Annotated in this window: 14 protein-coding genes; 8 read left to right on the forward strand and 6 right to left on the reverse strand. The window is 68.3% G+C overall.

Annotation, left to right across the window (positions count from 1 at the left end; all coding sequences use genetic code 11):
• Nucleotides 1-26 precede the first annotated feature (26 nt).
• From MG068_RS19835 to MG068_RS19860, 6 genes are all read left to right on the forward strand, one after another.
• Nucleotides 27-1,181, forward strand: a complete 1,155-nt coding sequence (locus tag MG068_RS19835) for an SIS domain-containing protein (protein WP_132810970.1) — start codon at nucleotides 27-29, stop codon at nucleotides 1,179-1,181.
• Nucleotides 1,174-2,112, forward strand: coding sequence for an ROK family protein (locus tag MG068_RS19840; RefSeq protein ID WP_132810971.1), 939 nt, complete (start codon nucleotides 1,174-1,176; stop codon nucleotides 2,110-2,112). The genes MG068_RS19835 and MG068_RS19840 overlap by 8 nt, the downstream gene beginning before the upstream one ends.
• A gap of 16 nt (nucleotides 2,113-2,128) precedes the next feature.
• A complete protein-coding gene (locus tag MG068_RS19845; RefSeq protein WP_132810972.1) occupies nucleotides 2,129-3,463 on the forward strand; it encodes a D-tagatose-bisphosphate aldolase, class II, non-catalytic subunit in 1,335 nt (444 codons plus the stop codon).
• 33 nt (nucleotides 3,464-3,496) lie between these two features.
• Nucleotides 3,497-4,273 (forward strand): DeoR family transcriptional regulator, encoded by a 777-nt coding sequence (locus tag MG068_RS19850; RefSeq protein ID WP_071227660.1) that lies wholly within the window; start codon nucleotides 3,497-3,499, stop codon nucleotides 4,271-4,273.
• Nucleotides 4,270-5,397 carry an N-acetylglucosamine-6-phosphate deacetylase gene (nagA, locus tag MG068_RS19855; RefSeq protein WP_132810973.1) on the forward strand — a complete coding sequence of 376 codons (1,128 nt, stop codon included), beginning with the start codon at nucleotides 4,270-4,272 and terminating at the stop codon, nucleotides 5,395-5,397. Before MG068_RS19850 ends, nagA begins: the two co-directional genes overlap by 4 nt.
• 118 nt (nucleotides 5,398-5,515) lie before the next feature.
• Nucleotides 5,516-7,294 (forward strand): MFS transporter, encoded by a 1,779-nt coding sequence (locus tag MG068_RS19860; RefSeq protein WP_032127188.1) that lies wholly within the window; start codon nucleotides 5,516-5,518, stop codon nucleotides 7,292-7,294.
• Nucleotides 7,295-7,345: 51 nt separating this feature from the next.
• On the opposite strand, the gene MG068_RS19865 is transcribed toward MG068_RS19860, so the two are convergent.
• The 6 genes from MG068_RS19865 to MG068_RS19890 all read right to left on the reverse strand — a co-directional run bounded on the left by MG068_RS19865 (nucleotide 7,346) and on the right by MG068_RS19890 (nucleotide 11,678).
• Nucleotides 7,346-7,816: a SecDF P1 head subdomain-containing protein gene (locus MG068_RS19865; RefSeq protein WP_071228530.1), complete on the reverse strand. Its 471-nt coding sequence runs from the start codon at nucleotides 7,814-7,816 to the stop codon at nucleotides 7,346-7,348.
• Complete coding sequence (locus tag MG068_RS19870) at nucleotides 7,813-8,364, reverse strand: HdeD family acid-resistance protein (RefSeq protein ID WP_049461697.1); 552 nt, start codon at nucleotides 8,362-8,364, stop codon at nucleotides 7,813-7,815. The genes MG068_RS19865 and MG068_RS19870 overlap by 4 nt, the downstream gene beginning before the upstream one ends.
• 58 nt (nucleotides 8,365-8,422) lie before the next feature.
• Nucleotides 8,423-9,118: a ComFC family protein gene (locus tag MG068_RS19875; RefSeq protein ID WP_071228531.1), complete on the reverse strand. Its 696-nt coding sequence runs from the start codon at nucleotides 9,116-9,118 to the stop codon at nucleotides 8,423-8,425.
• Between the two features lie 97 nt (nucleotides 9,119-9,215).
• Entirely contained in the window at nucleotides 9,216-9,878 is a 663-nt protein-coding gene (locus MG068_RS19880) for a hypothetical protein (RefSeq protein WP_071228532.1), read from the reverse strand.
• Nucleotides 9,875-11,218 (reverse strand): chloride channel protein, encoded by a 1,344-nt coding sequence (locus tag MG068_RS19885; RefSeq protein WP_132810974.1) that lies wholly within the window; start codon nucleotides 11,216-11,218, stop codon nucleotides 9,875-9,877. Before MG068_RS19885 ends, MG068_RS19880 begins: the two co-directional genes overlap by 4 nt.
• A gap of 142 nt (nucleotides 11,219-11,360) precedes the next feature.
• On the reverse strand, nucleotides 11,361-11,678 hold the full coding sequence (locus tag MG068_RS19890) for a hypothetical protein (RefSeq protein WP_049400858.1): 318 nt from the start codon (nucleotides 11,676-11,678) through the stop codon (nucleotides 11,361-11,363).
• Nucleotides 11,679-11,921: 243 nt separating this feature from the next.
• On the opposite strand from MG068_RS19890, the gene bioB reads away from it, so the two are divergent.
• Both bioB and bioF read left to right on the forward strand, forming a co-directional pair.
• Nucleotides 11,922-12,965 (forward strand): biotin synthase BioB, encoded by a 1,044-nt coding sequence (bioB, locus tag MG068_RS19895; protein WP_049412416.1) that lies wholly within the window; start codon nucleotides 11,922-11,924, stop codon nucleotides 12,963-12,965.
• A gap of 67 nt (nucleotides 12,966-13,032) precedes the next feature.
• Nucleotides 13,033-14,256, forward strand: a complete 1,224-nt coding sequence (gene bioF / locus MG068_RS19900) for an 8-amino-7-oxononanoate synthase (RefSeq protein WP_132810975.1) — start codon at nucleotides 13,033-13,035, stop codon at nucleotides 14,254-14,256.
• The last annotated feature ends 10 nt before the right edge of the window (nucleotides 14,257-14,266 follow it).

Raw genomic sequence — 14,266 nt, forward strand, 5'->3', positions numbered from 1 at the left:
TGCGCTGGCCCAACTGGAACCTCCGAATGGACGTCACCCTGCTTTCCGATGTGTCCGCCTGGCAGCGCCTTGGCGGAGCCGATACCGCTATCGAAATCGCCCAGCAGCCTGCGCTGTGGGAAGCCCTCGCGCAGGACCTGTCGCGTGCCCGCGACCGCCTGCTGGCCTTCCTCGGCGACAGCCTCAACGATCCCAACCAGCGCGTGCTGTTCACCGGCGCCGGCAGCTCCGGCTTCATCGCCGAAATGGTGGCCGATGCAATCAACGCGCAATGGCCGGCCGAGGTGCGCGTGGTGCATACCACCAGCCTGCTGACCCACCCGGCGCTGTACCTGCAGCGCGAGCGCCCGACCCTGCTGGTCTCGTTCGGCCGCAGCGGCTCCAGCCCGGAAAGCGTGGCGGCGGTGGACCGCGTGCGCAGCGACGTGGATGACGCGCGCTTCCTCGACATCACCTGCAATGCCGATGGCGAACTGGCCCGTCGTGGCGCCGGCCGTGCCGATACCTGCACTCTGCTGATGCCCTCGGCCAGCTGTGACCGTGCCTTCGCCATGACCAGCAGCCTGACCTGCATGCTGCTGGCGGCACTGACCGTGTTCGACCGCTCGCCGTGGGATGCGCGCGTGGCGCGCCTGAAGCAGATCGCCGCGCTGGCCCGCGAAGGCCAGGCACAGTGGGATGCACCGGTGGCCGCGCTGGCACAGCGCCCGTTCAACCGCATCATCTACCTCGGCAGCGGCCCGCTGGAAGCGCTGGCACGCGAGTGTGCGCTGAAGGTGCTGGAACTGACCGCCGGCCGCGTGCTGGCGCTGGCCAATACGCCGCTGGGCTTCCGTCATGGGCCGAAGTCGACGCTGGATGGCAACACCCTGGTGGTGGTGCTGCGCAGCGTGCAGCCGTTGGCGCGCCGCTACGAACAGGACCTGCTGGAAGAACTGCGCCGCGATGGCGTGGCCGGCCAGGTACTGGCGATCGGCCCGCATTCGGACATCGGTGCGGACGACGACTACACCCTCACCGTGCCGGCACTGGACGATCCGTGGCTGGCGCCGGTGTGGCTGGGCTTTGCGCAGCTGTTCGCGCTGCAGCGCTCGGCCGCACTCGGCCTGACCCCGGACAATCCGTTCCCGGATGGCACCGTCAACCGCGTGGTCAAGGGCGTCACCATCCACCATGGCTGAGCTGATCGCCCACGCCTGCTACGGCATCGACATCGGCGGCACCAAGATCGAGCTGGTGGCGTGCGATGCGGCGATGCAGGTCACCTGGCGCCGCCGCGTGGCCACGCCGCAGGGCGACTACGACGGTTTCCTGCAGGCGGTGGTGACCCTGGTCGCCGAGGCCGATGCCGCGCTGGGCCGTAGTGATGCGGCGATCGGCATCGCTCTACCCGGCGTGCGCGACCGCCGCAGCGGCCGCCAGCTCAGCGCGAACGTGCCTGCGTTGACCGGCCACAGCGTGGCCGCCGACCTGCAGGCACGCCTGCAACGTCCGCTGCATTTCGGCAATGACCTGCAGTGCTTTGCCCTGTCTGAAGCACACGGCGGTGCGGCCGACGGCTATCCGAGCATGTTCGGCGCCATCCTCGGCACCGGCGCGGGTGGTGGTTTCTGCCTGCACGGCCGCCTGCTGTCCGGCTTCAACGGGCTGGCCGGCGAATGGGGCCACTGGAGCGTGCCCGGTCATCTGCTGCAGCGCCACGGCCTGCCGCTGATCGACTGCGCCTGTGGCCTGCAGGGCTGCGTGGAGCGCTATGTGTCCGGCAGCGGCGTGGCGATGATCGAACGCCACCTCGGTGGCAGCGCCGCAGATGCCAGCGCGGTGATTGCATTGGCCGAAGCCGGCGATGCCCGCGCACGCAAGGCGCTGGACATCCATCGCGACCTGCTCGGCCACAGCCTGGCTGCGTTGGTGCTGGCGCTGGACCCGCACGTGATCGTGCTCGGCGGTGGTCTCTCGCAGTACGCGCCGCTGTACGCGCACCTGCCCGCCGCCATCGCCGCCCATCTGTTCAAGGGCGTGCAGGTGCCACCGATCGTGCCGCCACGCTTTGGCGATGCCGGCGGCGCACGTGGTGCTGCCCTGCTCGCCTGCCAACCCTCGTTTTCCTGATGTCCGGAGCCTGACCATGTCCCCGTTGCAGACCCTGCTTGCCTCCCACCGCGCTGGCGCCAACGTCGGCCTGTACAGCGTCTGCTGCAGCAACGAGCAGGTGCTGCGCGCGGCCATGCACGTGGCGCTGGCACACGGCACCGTGCTGCTGATCGAGGCCACCTCCAACCAGGTCGACCAGTTCGGCGGCTACACCGGCATGACCCCACCGCAGTACCGCGATTACGTGGGCACGCTGGCCGATGAGGAAGGCTTCCCGCGCGAACGGCTGATCCTGGGCGGTGACCATCTCGGCCCGAATGCCTGGCAGAAGCGCCCGGCCGCCGAAGCGATGACCCACGCGCGCGTGCTGATCGAAGCCTACGTCGCCGCCGGTTTCCACAAGATCCACCTCGACTGCAGCATGTCCTGCGCCGATGATCCGGTGCCGCTGCCCGATGCCATCGTTGCCGCGCGCTCGGCCGAGCTGGCCGAGATCGCCGAACGCACCGCCGCCGAACACGGCCTGCCGCCGCCGGTCTACGTGATCGGTACCGAAGTGCCGATTCCCGGTGGCGAAGCCTCGCTGGCCGAAGGCCTGCAGGTGACCACGCCGGCCGCCGCCGCGCAGACCCTGGCCATCCACCAGCAGGCGTTCGACACGCCGCAGCTGCGCGATGCGTGGCAGCGCGTGATCGCGATGGTGGTGCAGCCGGGTGTGGACTTCGACCACAGCAGCGTGCACGAATACGACCCGGCCGCCGCCAGCACGCTGGCCGGCTTCCTCGAACAGCAGCCGCGCATCGTGTTCGAAGCGCATTCCACCGACTACCAGCGCGAAAGCGGCCTGCACGCGCTGGTACGCGACCACTTCGCCATCCTCAAGGTCGGCCCGGCCGCCACCTTCGCCTATCGCGAAGCGCTGTTCGCGCTGGCCGCGATCGAAGCCGAGCTGCTGCCGGCCGCGCAGTGCTCGCGCCTGCCGCAGGTGCTGGACGAGGTGATGGTGGCGCAGCCGAAGTACTGGCAGTCCTACTACCAGGGCGATGAGGCCGCGCTGCGCCTGCTGCGCAGCTATTCCTTCAGCGACCGCTGCCGCTACTACTGGGGCGAGCCGGCGCTGGTGCAGGCGGTGCAGACCCTGTTCGCCAACCTGGAGCAGCACGCGCCGCCGCTGGTACTGCTCAGCCAGTACCTGCCGGAGCAGTACCGCGCCGTGCGCGAGGGCAGCCTGGCCAACACCCCCACCGCCCTGGTGCAGCACCGCATCGGCCTGTGCCTTGGCGAATACGCCCGCGCCTGCAGCGCCAACGAGGCCGGAGCCCGCGTGCAGAGCGCAGGTTCGGCTGCCGCCGTTGCTGCGAACGGCTAATCTCTACCTTTTCCCGCGAAACTGAGAATGGCCATGCGCAACACCCGCTCCCGCCGGCAACAGATCCTGCAGCTGCTGATCGAGCACGGCTCGGTGCAGGTGGCCGATCTGGTCGAGCGCTTTGGCGTGTCGGCGGTGACCATCCGTGCCGATCTGACCCACTTCGAGTCGCAGGGCCTGGCCACCCGTACCCACGGCGGTGCCACCCTGGTGCGCACGCCGCCGCAGGAACAGGACATCCACGAGAAGGACGCACTGAACCTGCCGCTGAAGGAATCGATCGGTGCGCGCGCCGCGCGCCTGGTGCAACCCGGCGATAACATCATCATCGACTCCGGCTCGACCACGATGACCCTGGCCCGCCACCTGCGCGCGCATCGCGACGTGACGGTGATGACCAACGGCCTGAACATCGCCTGGGAACTGGCCAATGCCGCAGGCATCACCGTGCTGCTGACCGGCGGCCTGCTGCGCCAGCAGTCGCTGTCGCTGCAGGGCAGCCAGGCCGAGGCCAGTCTCAATTCGTACAGCTTCGACACCCTGTTCCTGGGCGTGGACGGCCTGGACCTGCAGTTCGGCCTGACCACCCACGACGAGGCCGAAGCCCGCCTCAACCACCGCATGGTCGAGCGCGCGCGCCGCATCGTGGTGCTGACCGACGCCTCCAAGTTCGGCCGCGTCAGCCTGCACCGCATCGCCCTGCTGGATCAGATCCACGCCATCATCACCGACGCCGGCATCGACGATGCAACCCGCGAAGGGCTGCAGCGGCTGGGCATCGAAGTGATCATCGCCGAGCCCACCGCATGACCGACACCCGCACCCTGCATGGCCGCATCCTCACCCCGCTGGGTTGGCGGCGTGGCCACGTCCACTTCGATTCGCAGGTGCGCCAGCTTCAGGTGGATGACCACAGCGGTGCCGACGACCTGCAGTTGCCGGTGATCCTGCCCGGCTTCATTGACCTGCATGTGCATGGCGCGGCCGGCGTGGACCTGATGCAGGGCGGCGACGTGGCACGCACCATCGCCCGCACCCATCTGCGCTTCGGCACCACCACGCTGCTGGCGACCACCATGACCGCCGGGCTGGACGAGATCGAGCGCGCGCTGCAGGGTGTGGCCGCTACCATGGCGGCACCCGATGCCGACGCCGCCTGCATTGCCGGCGTGCATCTGGAAGGCCCGTTCATCAGCCCGCAACGGCTGGGCGCGCAGCCGAACCGCACGATCGAGGCGACGCTGGCATTGGTGCAGCAGCTGCATGCACTCGCTCCGATCCGGGTGATGACGCTGGCCCCGGAAATCGGCGAGCACACCGCGCTGATACCTGCGCTTTCGGCGATGGGCATCCGCGTGCAGCTTGGCCACAGCGCCGGCACCTACGAGGAAGGCGTGGCCGCGCTGCAGGCCGGCGCCTCCGGCTTCACCCACCTGTTCAATGGCATGACCGGCGTCGATCACTATCGCCCGGGCATCGCCGCAGCGGCGCTGGCACATGCACAGTACGCCGAGATCATTCCCGACCTGCAGCACATCCACCCCGGCGTGATCCGGCTGGCCGCGCGCGCGATCCCACGCCTGTACGCGGTGACCGACGCCACTGCCGCCACCGGCATGCCCGACGGCGAGTACGCGTTGGGCGAGCAGCGCGTGCACAAGTGTGGCGGCTGCGTGCGCCTCGCTACCGGTTCGCTGGCAGGTAGTGCACTGACCATGGACCAGGCGCTGCGCAACCTGGTGCGTGTGGGCCTGGAGCTGGCCGATGCCTCGCAACGTGTTTCCACCTTCCCGGCCGATTACTTGGGCCTGGGCGATCGCGGCCGCATCGCGCCCGACGCCCGCGCCGACCTGGTGGTGCTGGACGCCGAACTGCGCCTGCAGCAGGTGGTGGTTGGTGGGCGCGTGGTCGATTTGAACGCCGGAAATACCTGACGCACCGCCTTTGTAGAGTCGAGCTTGCTCGACTGCTCTGCCGCGCCCCGCGCGGTCAGTCGAGCAAGCTCGACTCTACGAAGGCAATCCGCACCGAAACGCCTCCTGGGATATGCCGATGACTGCAAGCACCGCTCCGCGCTGGCCCGTACGCTACCTGCTCTTCATCGGCGGCCTGGGTGGCCTGCTGTACGGCATCGACATCGGCATCATCGCCGGCGCCCTGCCCTATCTTGAAGCGACTGCCAGCCACGCCTGGCAGCTCAGCAGCCAGCAGCTCGGCTTCGTCGTCGCGGCAGTGCTGCTGGGCAGCGTGCTGTCCTCGCTGTTCGCCGGCATGGTCGCCGACCTGATCGGCCGCCGCGGTGCGATGCTGCTGGCCGGCCTGCTGTTCACTGCCTCGATCCCGATCATGGCACTGGCATCCGGCTACACGCCCCTGCTGCTCGGCCGGCTGCTGCAGGGCATCAGTGGCGGCCTGATCGGCGTGGTGATTCCGCTGTACCTGGCCGAAGTGCTCAGCCCCGAGCGACGCGGGCGCGGCGCGGCCATGTTCCAGCTGCTGCTGACCGTTGGCCTGGTGCTGGCTGCCCTGATCGGCCTGTACCACGCCCACGCCGTGGATGCCGCCGCCGAAGCCGTGCGCTCACTGCCGGTCGCGCAGCAGGCGCAGGAGCTGTTCACGGTGAAGGACCACGCCTGGCGCACCATCTTCTGGACCTGCCTGGCGCCGGGCCTGCTGTTCTGCGCTGGCATCTTCTGGCTGTCCGAATCGCCGCGCTGGCTGGTGCGTCGCGGCCGCATCGATGACGCGCGCCGCAGCCTGCAGCGCGTGCTGCCGGCTTCGGAGGTCGAGCCGACGCTCGCACAGATCCAGGCACCGGAATCGAGCAGCGGCAGCGGCAAGCGCGACCCGCTGCTCAGCCGCCGCTACGTGGTGCCGTTCCTGCTCGCCTGCGTAGTGCTGGCCTGCACCCAGGCCACCGGCATCAACTCGGTGCTGGCCTACGCGGTGAACATCCTCAACCAGGCTGGCCTGTCCGGCTCGGTGGCCAATGGCGCCGACGTGGCGATCAAGCTGCTCAATGCGGTGATGACCGTGGTCGCGCTGCTGCTGGTCGACCGCAAGGGCCGCAAGTTCCTGCTGATGCTCGGCAGTGGCGGCATCTGCGTGGCCCTGCTGGCCGCGGCCACGCTGTTCTTCCAGGCTGAGCGCGGTCGCACCGACGTGCAGCCGCAGCTGCAGGCGGCGGTCAGCGGCGATGGCCTGCAGCTGGTGCTGGATGACGCGCAATGGCAGCGTCTCGGCGCTGGCATTGACAGCGAAGGCCGGCCGCTGCAGCTGACCGTGTCGTATGCCTACGGCGACTTCACCAATGTGCGCGCCCTGCGCAGCGACAACCTGACCGACCGCGAGCTGCGCATCGAGCGTGCCGGCACCGTGCAGCCGGACAGCGTGATCGGCGCGTTCTTCCGCAAACTGCACCTGAACCCGTTCGCCGACCCGGCCAAGGCCGCGCAGGCACCGCTGCGCATCGAGCAGGCACGCATCGGCCCGGTGCCGCCACCGGCACACGGCTGGGCAGTGGCCGCCTGCATCCTGGTGTTCGTCGCGTTCTTCGCGGTCGGGCCCGGCGTCTGCGTGTGGCTCGCGCTGTCCGAGCTGATGCCGAACCGCATCCGCTCCAACGGCATGAGCATCGCGCTGCTGATCAACCAGTTCGTGTCCACCACTATCGCCGCGATCTTCCTGCCCACGGTGGGCCACTATGGCTACGCCAGCATGTTCGTGTTCTGGGCGGCCTGCACCTTCGTGTTCTTCCTGGTGGCCGCGTTCTGGCTGCCGGAGACCAAGGGCAAGTCGCTGGAAGAGATCGAAGCACGGTTCGCCCGGTAGCGGTCGACCTGGGTCGACCTCCGCGCGCAGCGCGGGTTCATGGCGCGCCCGTCATTCGCCAGTGATGTGCTTCGCCAGCTCCCGCGCTTCGGCAATGCTGGACAACCCGCTCAGCATCATTGATTCGCCGAACGGCCCCTGCAACGTCGCCACCATCAGCACGCGGCCATCCACGCTGAGCGCCGCGCGCTGGCCCACCAGGGCCGCGGTGCCATCGTGGATGCGTTGATGTGCCTCCGGCCGATAGCGGATCTGCAGGCCCGGCTGTTTGCCTTCATCCAGCACATAGCGCACATCGGCAATGTCGGCACTGCCGGCAATCGGCGGCTCGCGCAGGGCCAGGGTCTCGCCCTGCCACTGCGCCGGCGCACCCTTGCCCGCCGCATCGACCACACTCAGGCGCACATCCACGCCGGGGCGTGGCGCATGCTCCTTGCCTGCCAACGCACCGGGCGTAGCGCCCGGCATGCATCCGGTCAGGGTCAACGCCATGCCCAGCAACAGGGGAAGCGCAGCCCTCACTTCAGCTTCCGCAGCTTGAACGCCACCAGCACCTGCAACAGCCCGTACAGCAGGCTGCCGATGCCGATCCACAGCGTGGTCACCGCAACGCCCGCATACGGGTTGGCCGCGAACAGCACGCCCAGCACCACCGCCAGCACGCCACTGAGGATCAGCAGCCACTCGCCCTGGATCTGCTTGCGCACGCGGATCGCGAACACGATGCGATAGATGCCGGCCACCAGCAGCCACGCTGCCAGGAACAGCACCAGCACGCTGGCGGTGGCCAGCGGATTGATCACCGCCAGGATGCCGAAACCCAGCGAGGCGATGGCATACAGCGCCAGCCAGCCACGCGAGGCACCGCTGCCGCCGCTGACCAGTGCGAACAGGCTGATGACACCTTCAACGATGGCCATCACACCCAGCGTCCATGCCAATGCCATGGCTGCAGAGAGCGGCCAGCCGATGGCGACGATGCCGAAACCCAGCGCAACCAGCCCATACAGCAGCAGGATCCACCAGCTGCGCCCAACCGCCGACAACAGGGGAGACAAGGGGGAATTCATGGCCACTCCTTCGATCCGGAACCGGGCTCATCCTAGCCCCTGGTGATGAAGAGGGCGATCACGGCGCCCGCGCGCAGACCCATACCCGCACCTCGTCCGCTCCCACCCACCGCAGCGTCTCCGCAACCTCCATCACCGTGCTGCCGGTGGTCATCACATCGTCCACCACTGTCAGTCGCGGCGGCACCGGACCACGTACATCGAACGCATCGAACAGGTTTTCCCTGCGCTGTTCGGCCGTACGCTCAGACTGCGGCGCGGTATGCCGCCGCCGGTACAGCCCCTGCCAGACCGGCATCGGCAGCAGGCGGCACAGTTCTGCGGCCTGGTTGTAGCCGCGCTGGCGCAGGCGGCGCCGGTGCAGCGGTACCGGCACCAGCGGTAGGCATGACCACGGCGGCGGTGCGCGCTGCATCAACTGCGCCAGCAGGCGACCGGCGGCGAGATCCTGATGGAACTTGTAGCGCACCAGCAGCTGGTCGACCGGCGGCAGGTACAACAGGCTGGCATGGGTAGCGGCATGCGGTGGCGCTTCCTCGCGGCAGCTGCCGCAGACGATCAGGGCGTTGTCGGGCAGCGGCAATGCGCAGCGCAGGCAGGCGCGGCCGGCCCACGGCAGCTCGGCAAGGCAGGCGCGGCACAGGTCAAGATCATCGTGGCCCGGGTCGTTGCAGACCAGGCAACGCAGTGGCAGCAGAACGCGAAGCAGCACTGCGGGCCAATCCGCCGGTAGAGGGAGGTAGGCAAGAGGCATACCCCAACCTGCCCGCGCAGCGATGCCGGAACCATCACCGGCAACCACACCGGACGGTCAGGAAAGCGGACGCAGTGCTGTCGGCCGTCTCATCGGGTCAGTCACGCAGGGATGCCCGCCAGGACACCAGGGCGGCGGCGGCGCGCTGGGTCCTGCGCTCATCCGGATTGACGCCCATCTCATTGCGCGCCATGCCGGCAAGGGCCGCACACAGTTCCTGTTCGCCTGCACCGCGCAGCAGCTGGGACTCGATGCGATCTGCGTAGGCGGCGTACTCGCCACGGCAGTCCGGATTGGCCTGGATGCCTATTGGATCCCATACATAGTGCAGGACTTCATCCACCGCTCGGCCCAGTGCACCGCGCCTGCGGTGTGCCGCCTGGCGGACCTCCTTCCAGTGTGGCGTGTTGTGCAGTGCCTCGAACGGCATCGGCACCGGCGACAACAGGTAGGAGATGCCGTCTTCGTCCTGCTTGACATGCCAGACGCCAACACCGACATCCGCCATGTGCTCGGACAGCGGGAAAACGAAGGCGGGCAGCCACAACAGCTCGATGCGGCCATCTCCCTGCCAGCCCAGCGCGGTGAACATCCCGGCTGCGATCTCCCGGTAGGCCTGCGCGGCAGGTTCGCCGACCAGTTGCCCCGGATCCAGCATGAACACCCGGTTGTCGATGTACTCGACCACGCTGCCATGGAACTCGCGCAAGCGCTCGGGCGGGTAATCGATGACCTGTTCAGGGGCGATGGTGTAACTCACTTCGTGAAATCCTTTCCGCTGGAAGGCGAGTGTGGCACGACGGCGGGCATCATCAACACCTCCGCCAGCCCGCGATAGATCGGCACGCGACACACCAACCCGGACACGCCGCGCGCGATCAGCACCGTGGCCAGGATCGGCAGCAGCAGATCACCACTGTCGGTCAGCTCCAGCGAGATCACCGCCGAGGTCAGTGGTGCCTGGGTGACGCCGGTCAGATAGGCACACATGCCCAACAGCACAAACGCACGCGGATCCACACCCGGCATCAGCACCGCGAGGTTGTGCCCAAGGCCGGCACCGACCGCCAGCGCCGGCGAGAACAGGCCACCGGGGATGCCCGCCACGTAGGACGCCAGATTCGCCAGCAGCTTCATCAACCCGAACTCGTGACCGACCATCGCCTGCCCCTGCACCAGACTGCGCGCCTGCTCGTAGCCGGTGCCGAACGCGCCTTCACCGAAGAGCAGGGCGAGCAGTACCACCACCAGGCCGCAGCCTGCGGCCAACAGAACCGGATGCCGCTGGCGCAGCTGGCCCAGCCAGCGCGGGCGGCCCGCCGCACTGGCCAGCACCGCACGCGCGAACAGGCCTCCCAGCAAGCCCGCCACCACGCCGCACAGCAGGATCGCCAGCCAGCCCTGGCCCAGCGGCAGGCGTGCGCTCACATGGCCGAAGTAGGTGTAGTTGCCCAGCAGGCCCAGCGACACCACGCCACCGACGATCACCGCGGTCAGCAGGGTGCCGGAGAAGCGATGTTCGAAACGGCCGCTGAGCTCCTCGATGGCAAAGACGATACCGGCCAACGGCGTGTTGAACGCCGCCGCGATACCCGCTGCACCACCGGCCAGCAGGAAGTGCGAGAGCTCGCGTGGATCCTTGAAGCCGAACCAGCGGCCGAACAGGTACATCAGGCTGGCACCCACATGCACGGTGGGCCCTTCGCGCCCGACCGACGCGCCGCCGAGCAGCGACAACGAGGTCAGCAGCAGCTTGCCCGCCGAGACCGCAGGCGAAAGATTGACCTTCCGGAACGGCTCATCGGGCTTGTCCAACGCAGCGATGACCTGCGGAATACCGCTGCCCCGCGTGGGTTTCAGCACACCGGAAGTGAGCCAGGCCAGCAGCGCGAAGATGCCGGGCGTAAGCAGCAGGGCCCACCACGGCGAGTGCGCGGTGATGCGCTGGAACAGATGGAAGGCCGCGTCGCTGGCCTTGGCGAACAGGATGGCCACCAGCGCCACGGCCACGGCGCCGCCCCAGAGCGCGGCACGGCGACGCCAGGCCTCGCTGAGAACCAGCGCGGTGATGCGGCCGCGGAGGCGGTGAAGATCGGTCATGCGGGGCAGTCTGGACGCTGCGGGGGAAGGCGGACAGCGGCTACTGTGGCTGAAGGCCTTGCAGGATGCGGTGAAATGCACTGGTACTGCCGGAAACGCACCCGAAACCCGGACAGATGCAACGATCTGCCACGCCCGATGTTCAGATCGCCAAACGATGGAGAACGTGGGTCAGCGCAAGCTGGGAACAACCCCGGTCCGGCAGTACACCATCCTCGCCGGGCGCCCCCACCTCGAACCCTTCCTCGACGTCCTCGTAGTACAGCAACCCGTCAGGTAGATGTGCGACCACCCACACCGACTCGATGGTACGCAGCCTGTGCAGTGGCATTGCGCGCAATGGCACACGCAGAGACTCGAAGATGGCTCGATGCCCCGGTGAGCAGTCCTGCAATTGCCGCGCGATCAGGGCTTCCAGTTCTTCGCGGGTGATGGGCAACCAGCTGTCGAGAGGGTCCATTGCAACGCGCCCGATTGAATGTGCACGCCTGAGTGTATCTCCAGGGCCCCGCGCACCGCCTCTTTCCGGATCAGCTTCAACGCGTGTCCCGGCAGCACGTGCCGGCCTGTTGTTGCGTCACCGGCTAGTCGGTGAAGCGGGCCACCACCGCACCGTAAACAATTTTCAATACATTGCAGTTGACAGCCTGAACGCCCCCACCCACACTGCCGCCCTCGCTCCACTCGTACCCAAGGTCCCGCCATGGCTGCTGCCATCCGCCACGACTGGCAACACGACGAACTGCAGGCGCTGTTCGATCTGCCGTTCCCCGAGCTGCTGTTCCGCGCCGCAGCGGTCCATCGCGAGCATTTCGACCCCTCGCAGGTGCAGGTCTCCACGCTGCTGTCGGTGAAGACCGGCGGCTGCCCGGAAGACTGCGCGTACTGCCCGCAGGCGCAGCGCTACAGCACCGGGGTGAACGCGCAGAAGCTGATGGAGACCGATGCGGTGCTGGCCAAGGCACGCCAGGCCAAGGCCGCCGGCGCGTCGCGCTTCTGCATGGGTGCCGCGTGGCGTTCGCCGAAGGACCGCGACATTCCGAAGGTGGCGGCAATGATCGCCGGGGTGAAGGCACTGGGCCTTGAGACCTGTGCCACGCTGGGCATGCTCAGTGGCGAACAGGCACGTGCGCTGAAGGACGCCGGCCTGGACTACTACAACCACAACCTCGATACCGCGCCGGACTACTACGATTCGATCATCCACACGCGCCAGTACCAGGACCGCCTGGACACGTTGGAGCACGTGCGCGATGCCGGTCTGAAGACCTGCTGCGGCGGCATCGTCGGCATGGGCGAGACGCGCGCGCAGCGCGTCGGCCTGCTGCTGGCGCTGGCCACGCTGCCGGCACATCCCGATTCGGTGCCGATCAACAAGCTGGTGCAGGTGGCGGGCACGCCGCTGCATGGCAGTGCCGAGCTGGATCCGTTCGAGTTCGTGCGCATGATCGCGGTGGCGCGCATCGCCATGCCGCGCTCGATGGTGCGGTTGTCCGCCGGGCGCGAGGCGATGAGCGACGAACTGCAGGCGCTGTGTTTCCTGGCCGGTGCCAATTCGATCTTCTATGGCGACAAGCTGTTGACCACGGGCAACCCGGAAAGCGAACGCGACCTGGCCTTGTTCGCACGCTTGGGCCTGCAACCGATGGCGGTGCAGGTGGATGCCGAGGGCCACGACCACGGCGGCACCGTGCACGCCGATATCAGTGCCGATACGCCCGGCTGTGGCTGCGCTCACGCGGCCTGAGACGGGCCGCAAGCAGGCGCCGCGGCAACGCGCTACCCTAGCCGCCCCGTCGACGCATTCAGCCACCATGGCCCGCCCCGACCTGACCGCCCGCCTCCACGCCCAGCGCGCCCTGCGCGATGCCCAAGGCCGTCGCCGCACGCGACGCACGGTCAGCCGTCGTGATGGCGTGCGCCTGGAAGTGGACGGCCAGTGGCTGACCGGCTTCTGCAGCAATGATTACCTGGGCCTGGCCCAGCAGTTCAGCGTGGTCAACGCGTTGCAGGACGCCGCCGCACGCGAAGGCGCTGGCGCCGGTGCCTCGCACCTGGTCTGCGGCCACCACGCCCTGCACGAGGCACTTGAACGCGAAGTGGCCGAGTGGCTGGGCTATCCGCGTGCGCTGCTGTTCGGCAGTGGCTTCGCCGCCAACCTGGCGGTGCAGCAGGCATTGCTGAGCGAAGAGAACGATGTCTGCGTACAGGACAAGCTCAACCACGCCAGCCTGCTCGATGCGACGCGGTTGGCCGGTGCACGCCTGCGCCGCTATCCACATCTGGATGCGGAAGGCGCGATGCGTCAGCTCAAGCACGCGCCCAATGGCGCGGCGATGCTGGCCACCGATGGTGTCTTCAGCATGGATGGCGACATCGCACCGCTGCGTGCATTGTCGCTTGTGGCACGCCTGCAGCAGGCGCTGTTCTACGTCGATGACGCGCACGGCGTGGGCGTGGTCGGTGATGGCCGTGGTGCCGTGGCCGCCGCCGGGCTGGGCGTGGACGACGTACCGCTGCAACTGGTCACGCTGAGCAAGGCACTGGGCGGTTCCGGTGCACTGGTGCTGGGCCGTGACAACCTGATCGAGCATCTGGCCGAAACCGCGCGCCCGTACATCTACACCACCGCCGTGCCACCGGCGATGGCCGCTGCGGCGCTTGAAGCAGTGCGCCTGGCGCGTCGCGACCACTGGCGCCGCACCAAGCTGACCGACCTGATCGCGCTGTTCCGCAGCGAAGCGCGTCGCCATGGGCTGGACCTGATGGCTTCGGAAACGCCGATCCAGCCGCTGCTGTGCGGCGATGACCATACCGCCGTTGCGATGTCCACGACGCTGGAACAGGCCGGCTGGCTGGTCGGCGCAATCCGCCCACCGACGGTGCCGGAAGGCAAGGCACGCTTGCGCGTCACCCTGTCCGCACTGCATACGCCGGAACAGGTGCGCGGCCTGGTCGAGGTCATCGCCAGCGCGCGCGACCGCGTGGCCCTGGCCGTGCGTGAAGCCGCGCCACCGCCGCTACCCGCTTTTGCCTGAGTTCCGTGTA

This window comes from Stenotrophomonas sp. ASS1 (genome assembly GCF_004346925.1).
GTDB classification, from domain to species: Bacteria; Pseudomonadota; Gammaproteobacteria; order Xanthomonadales; family Xanthomonadaceae; genus Stenotrophomonas; species Stenotrophomonas maltophilia_A.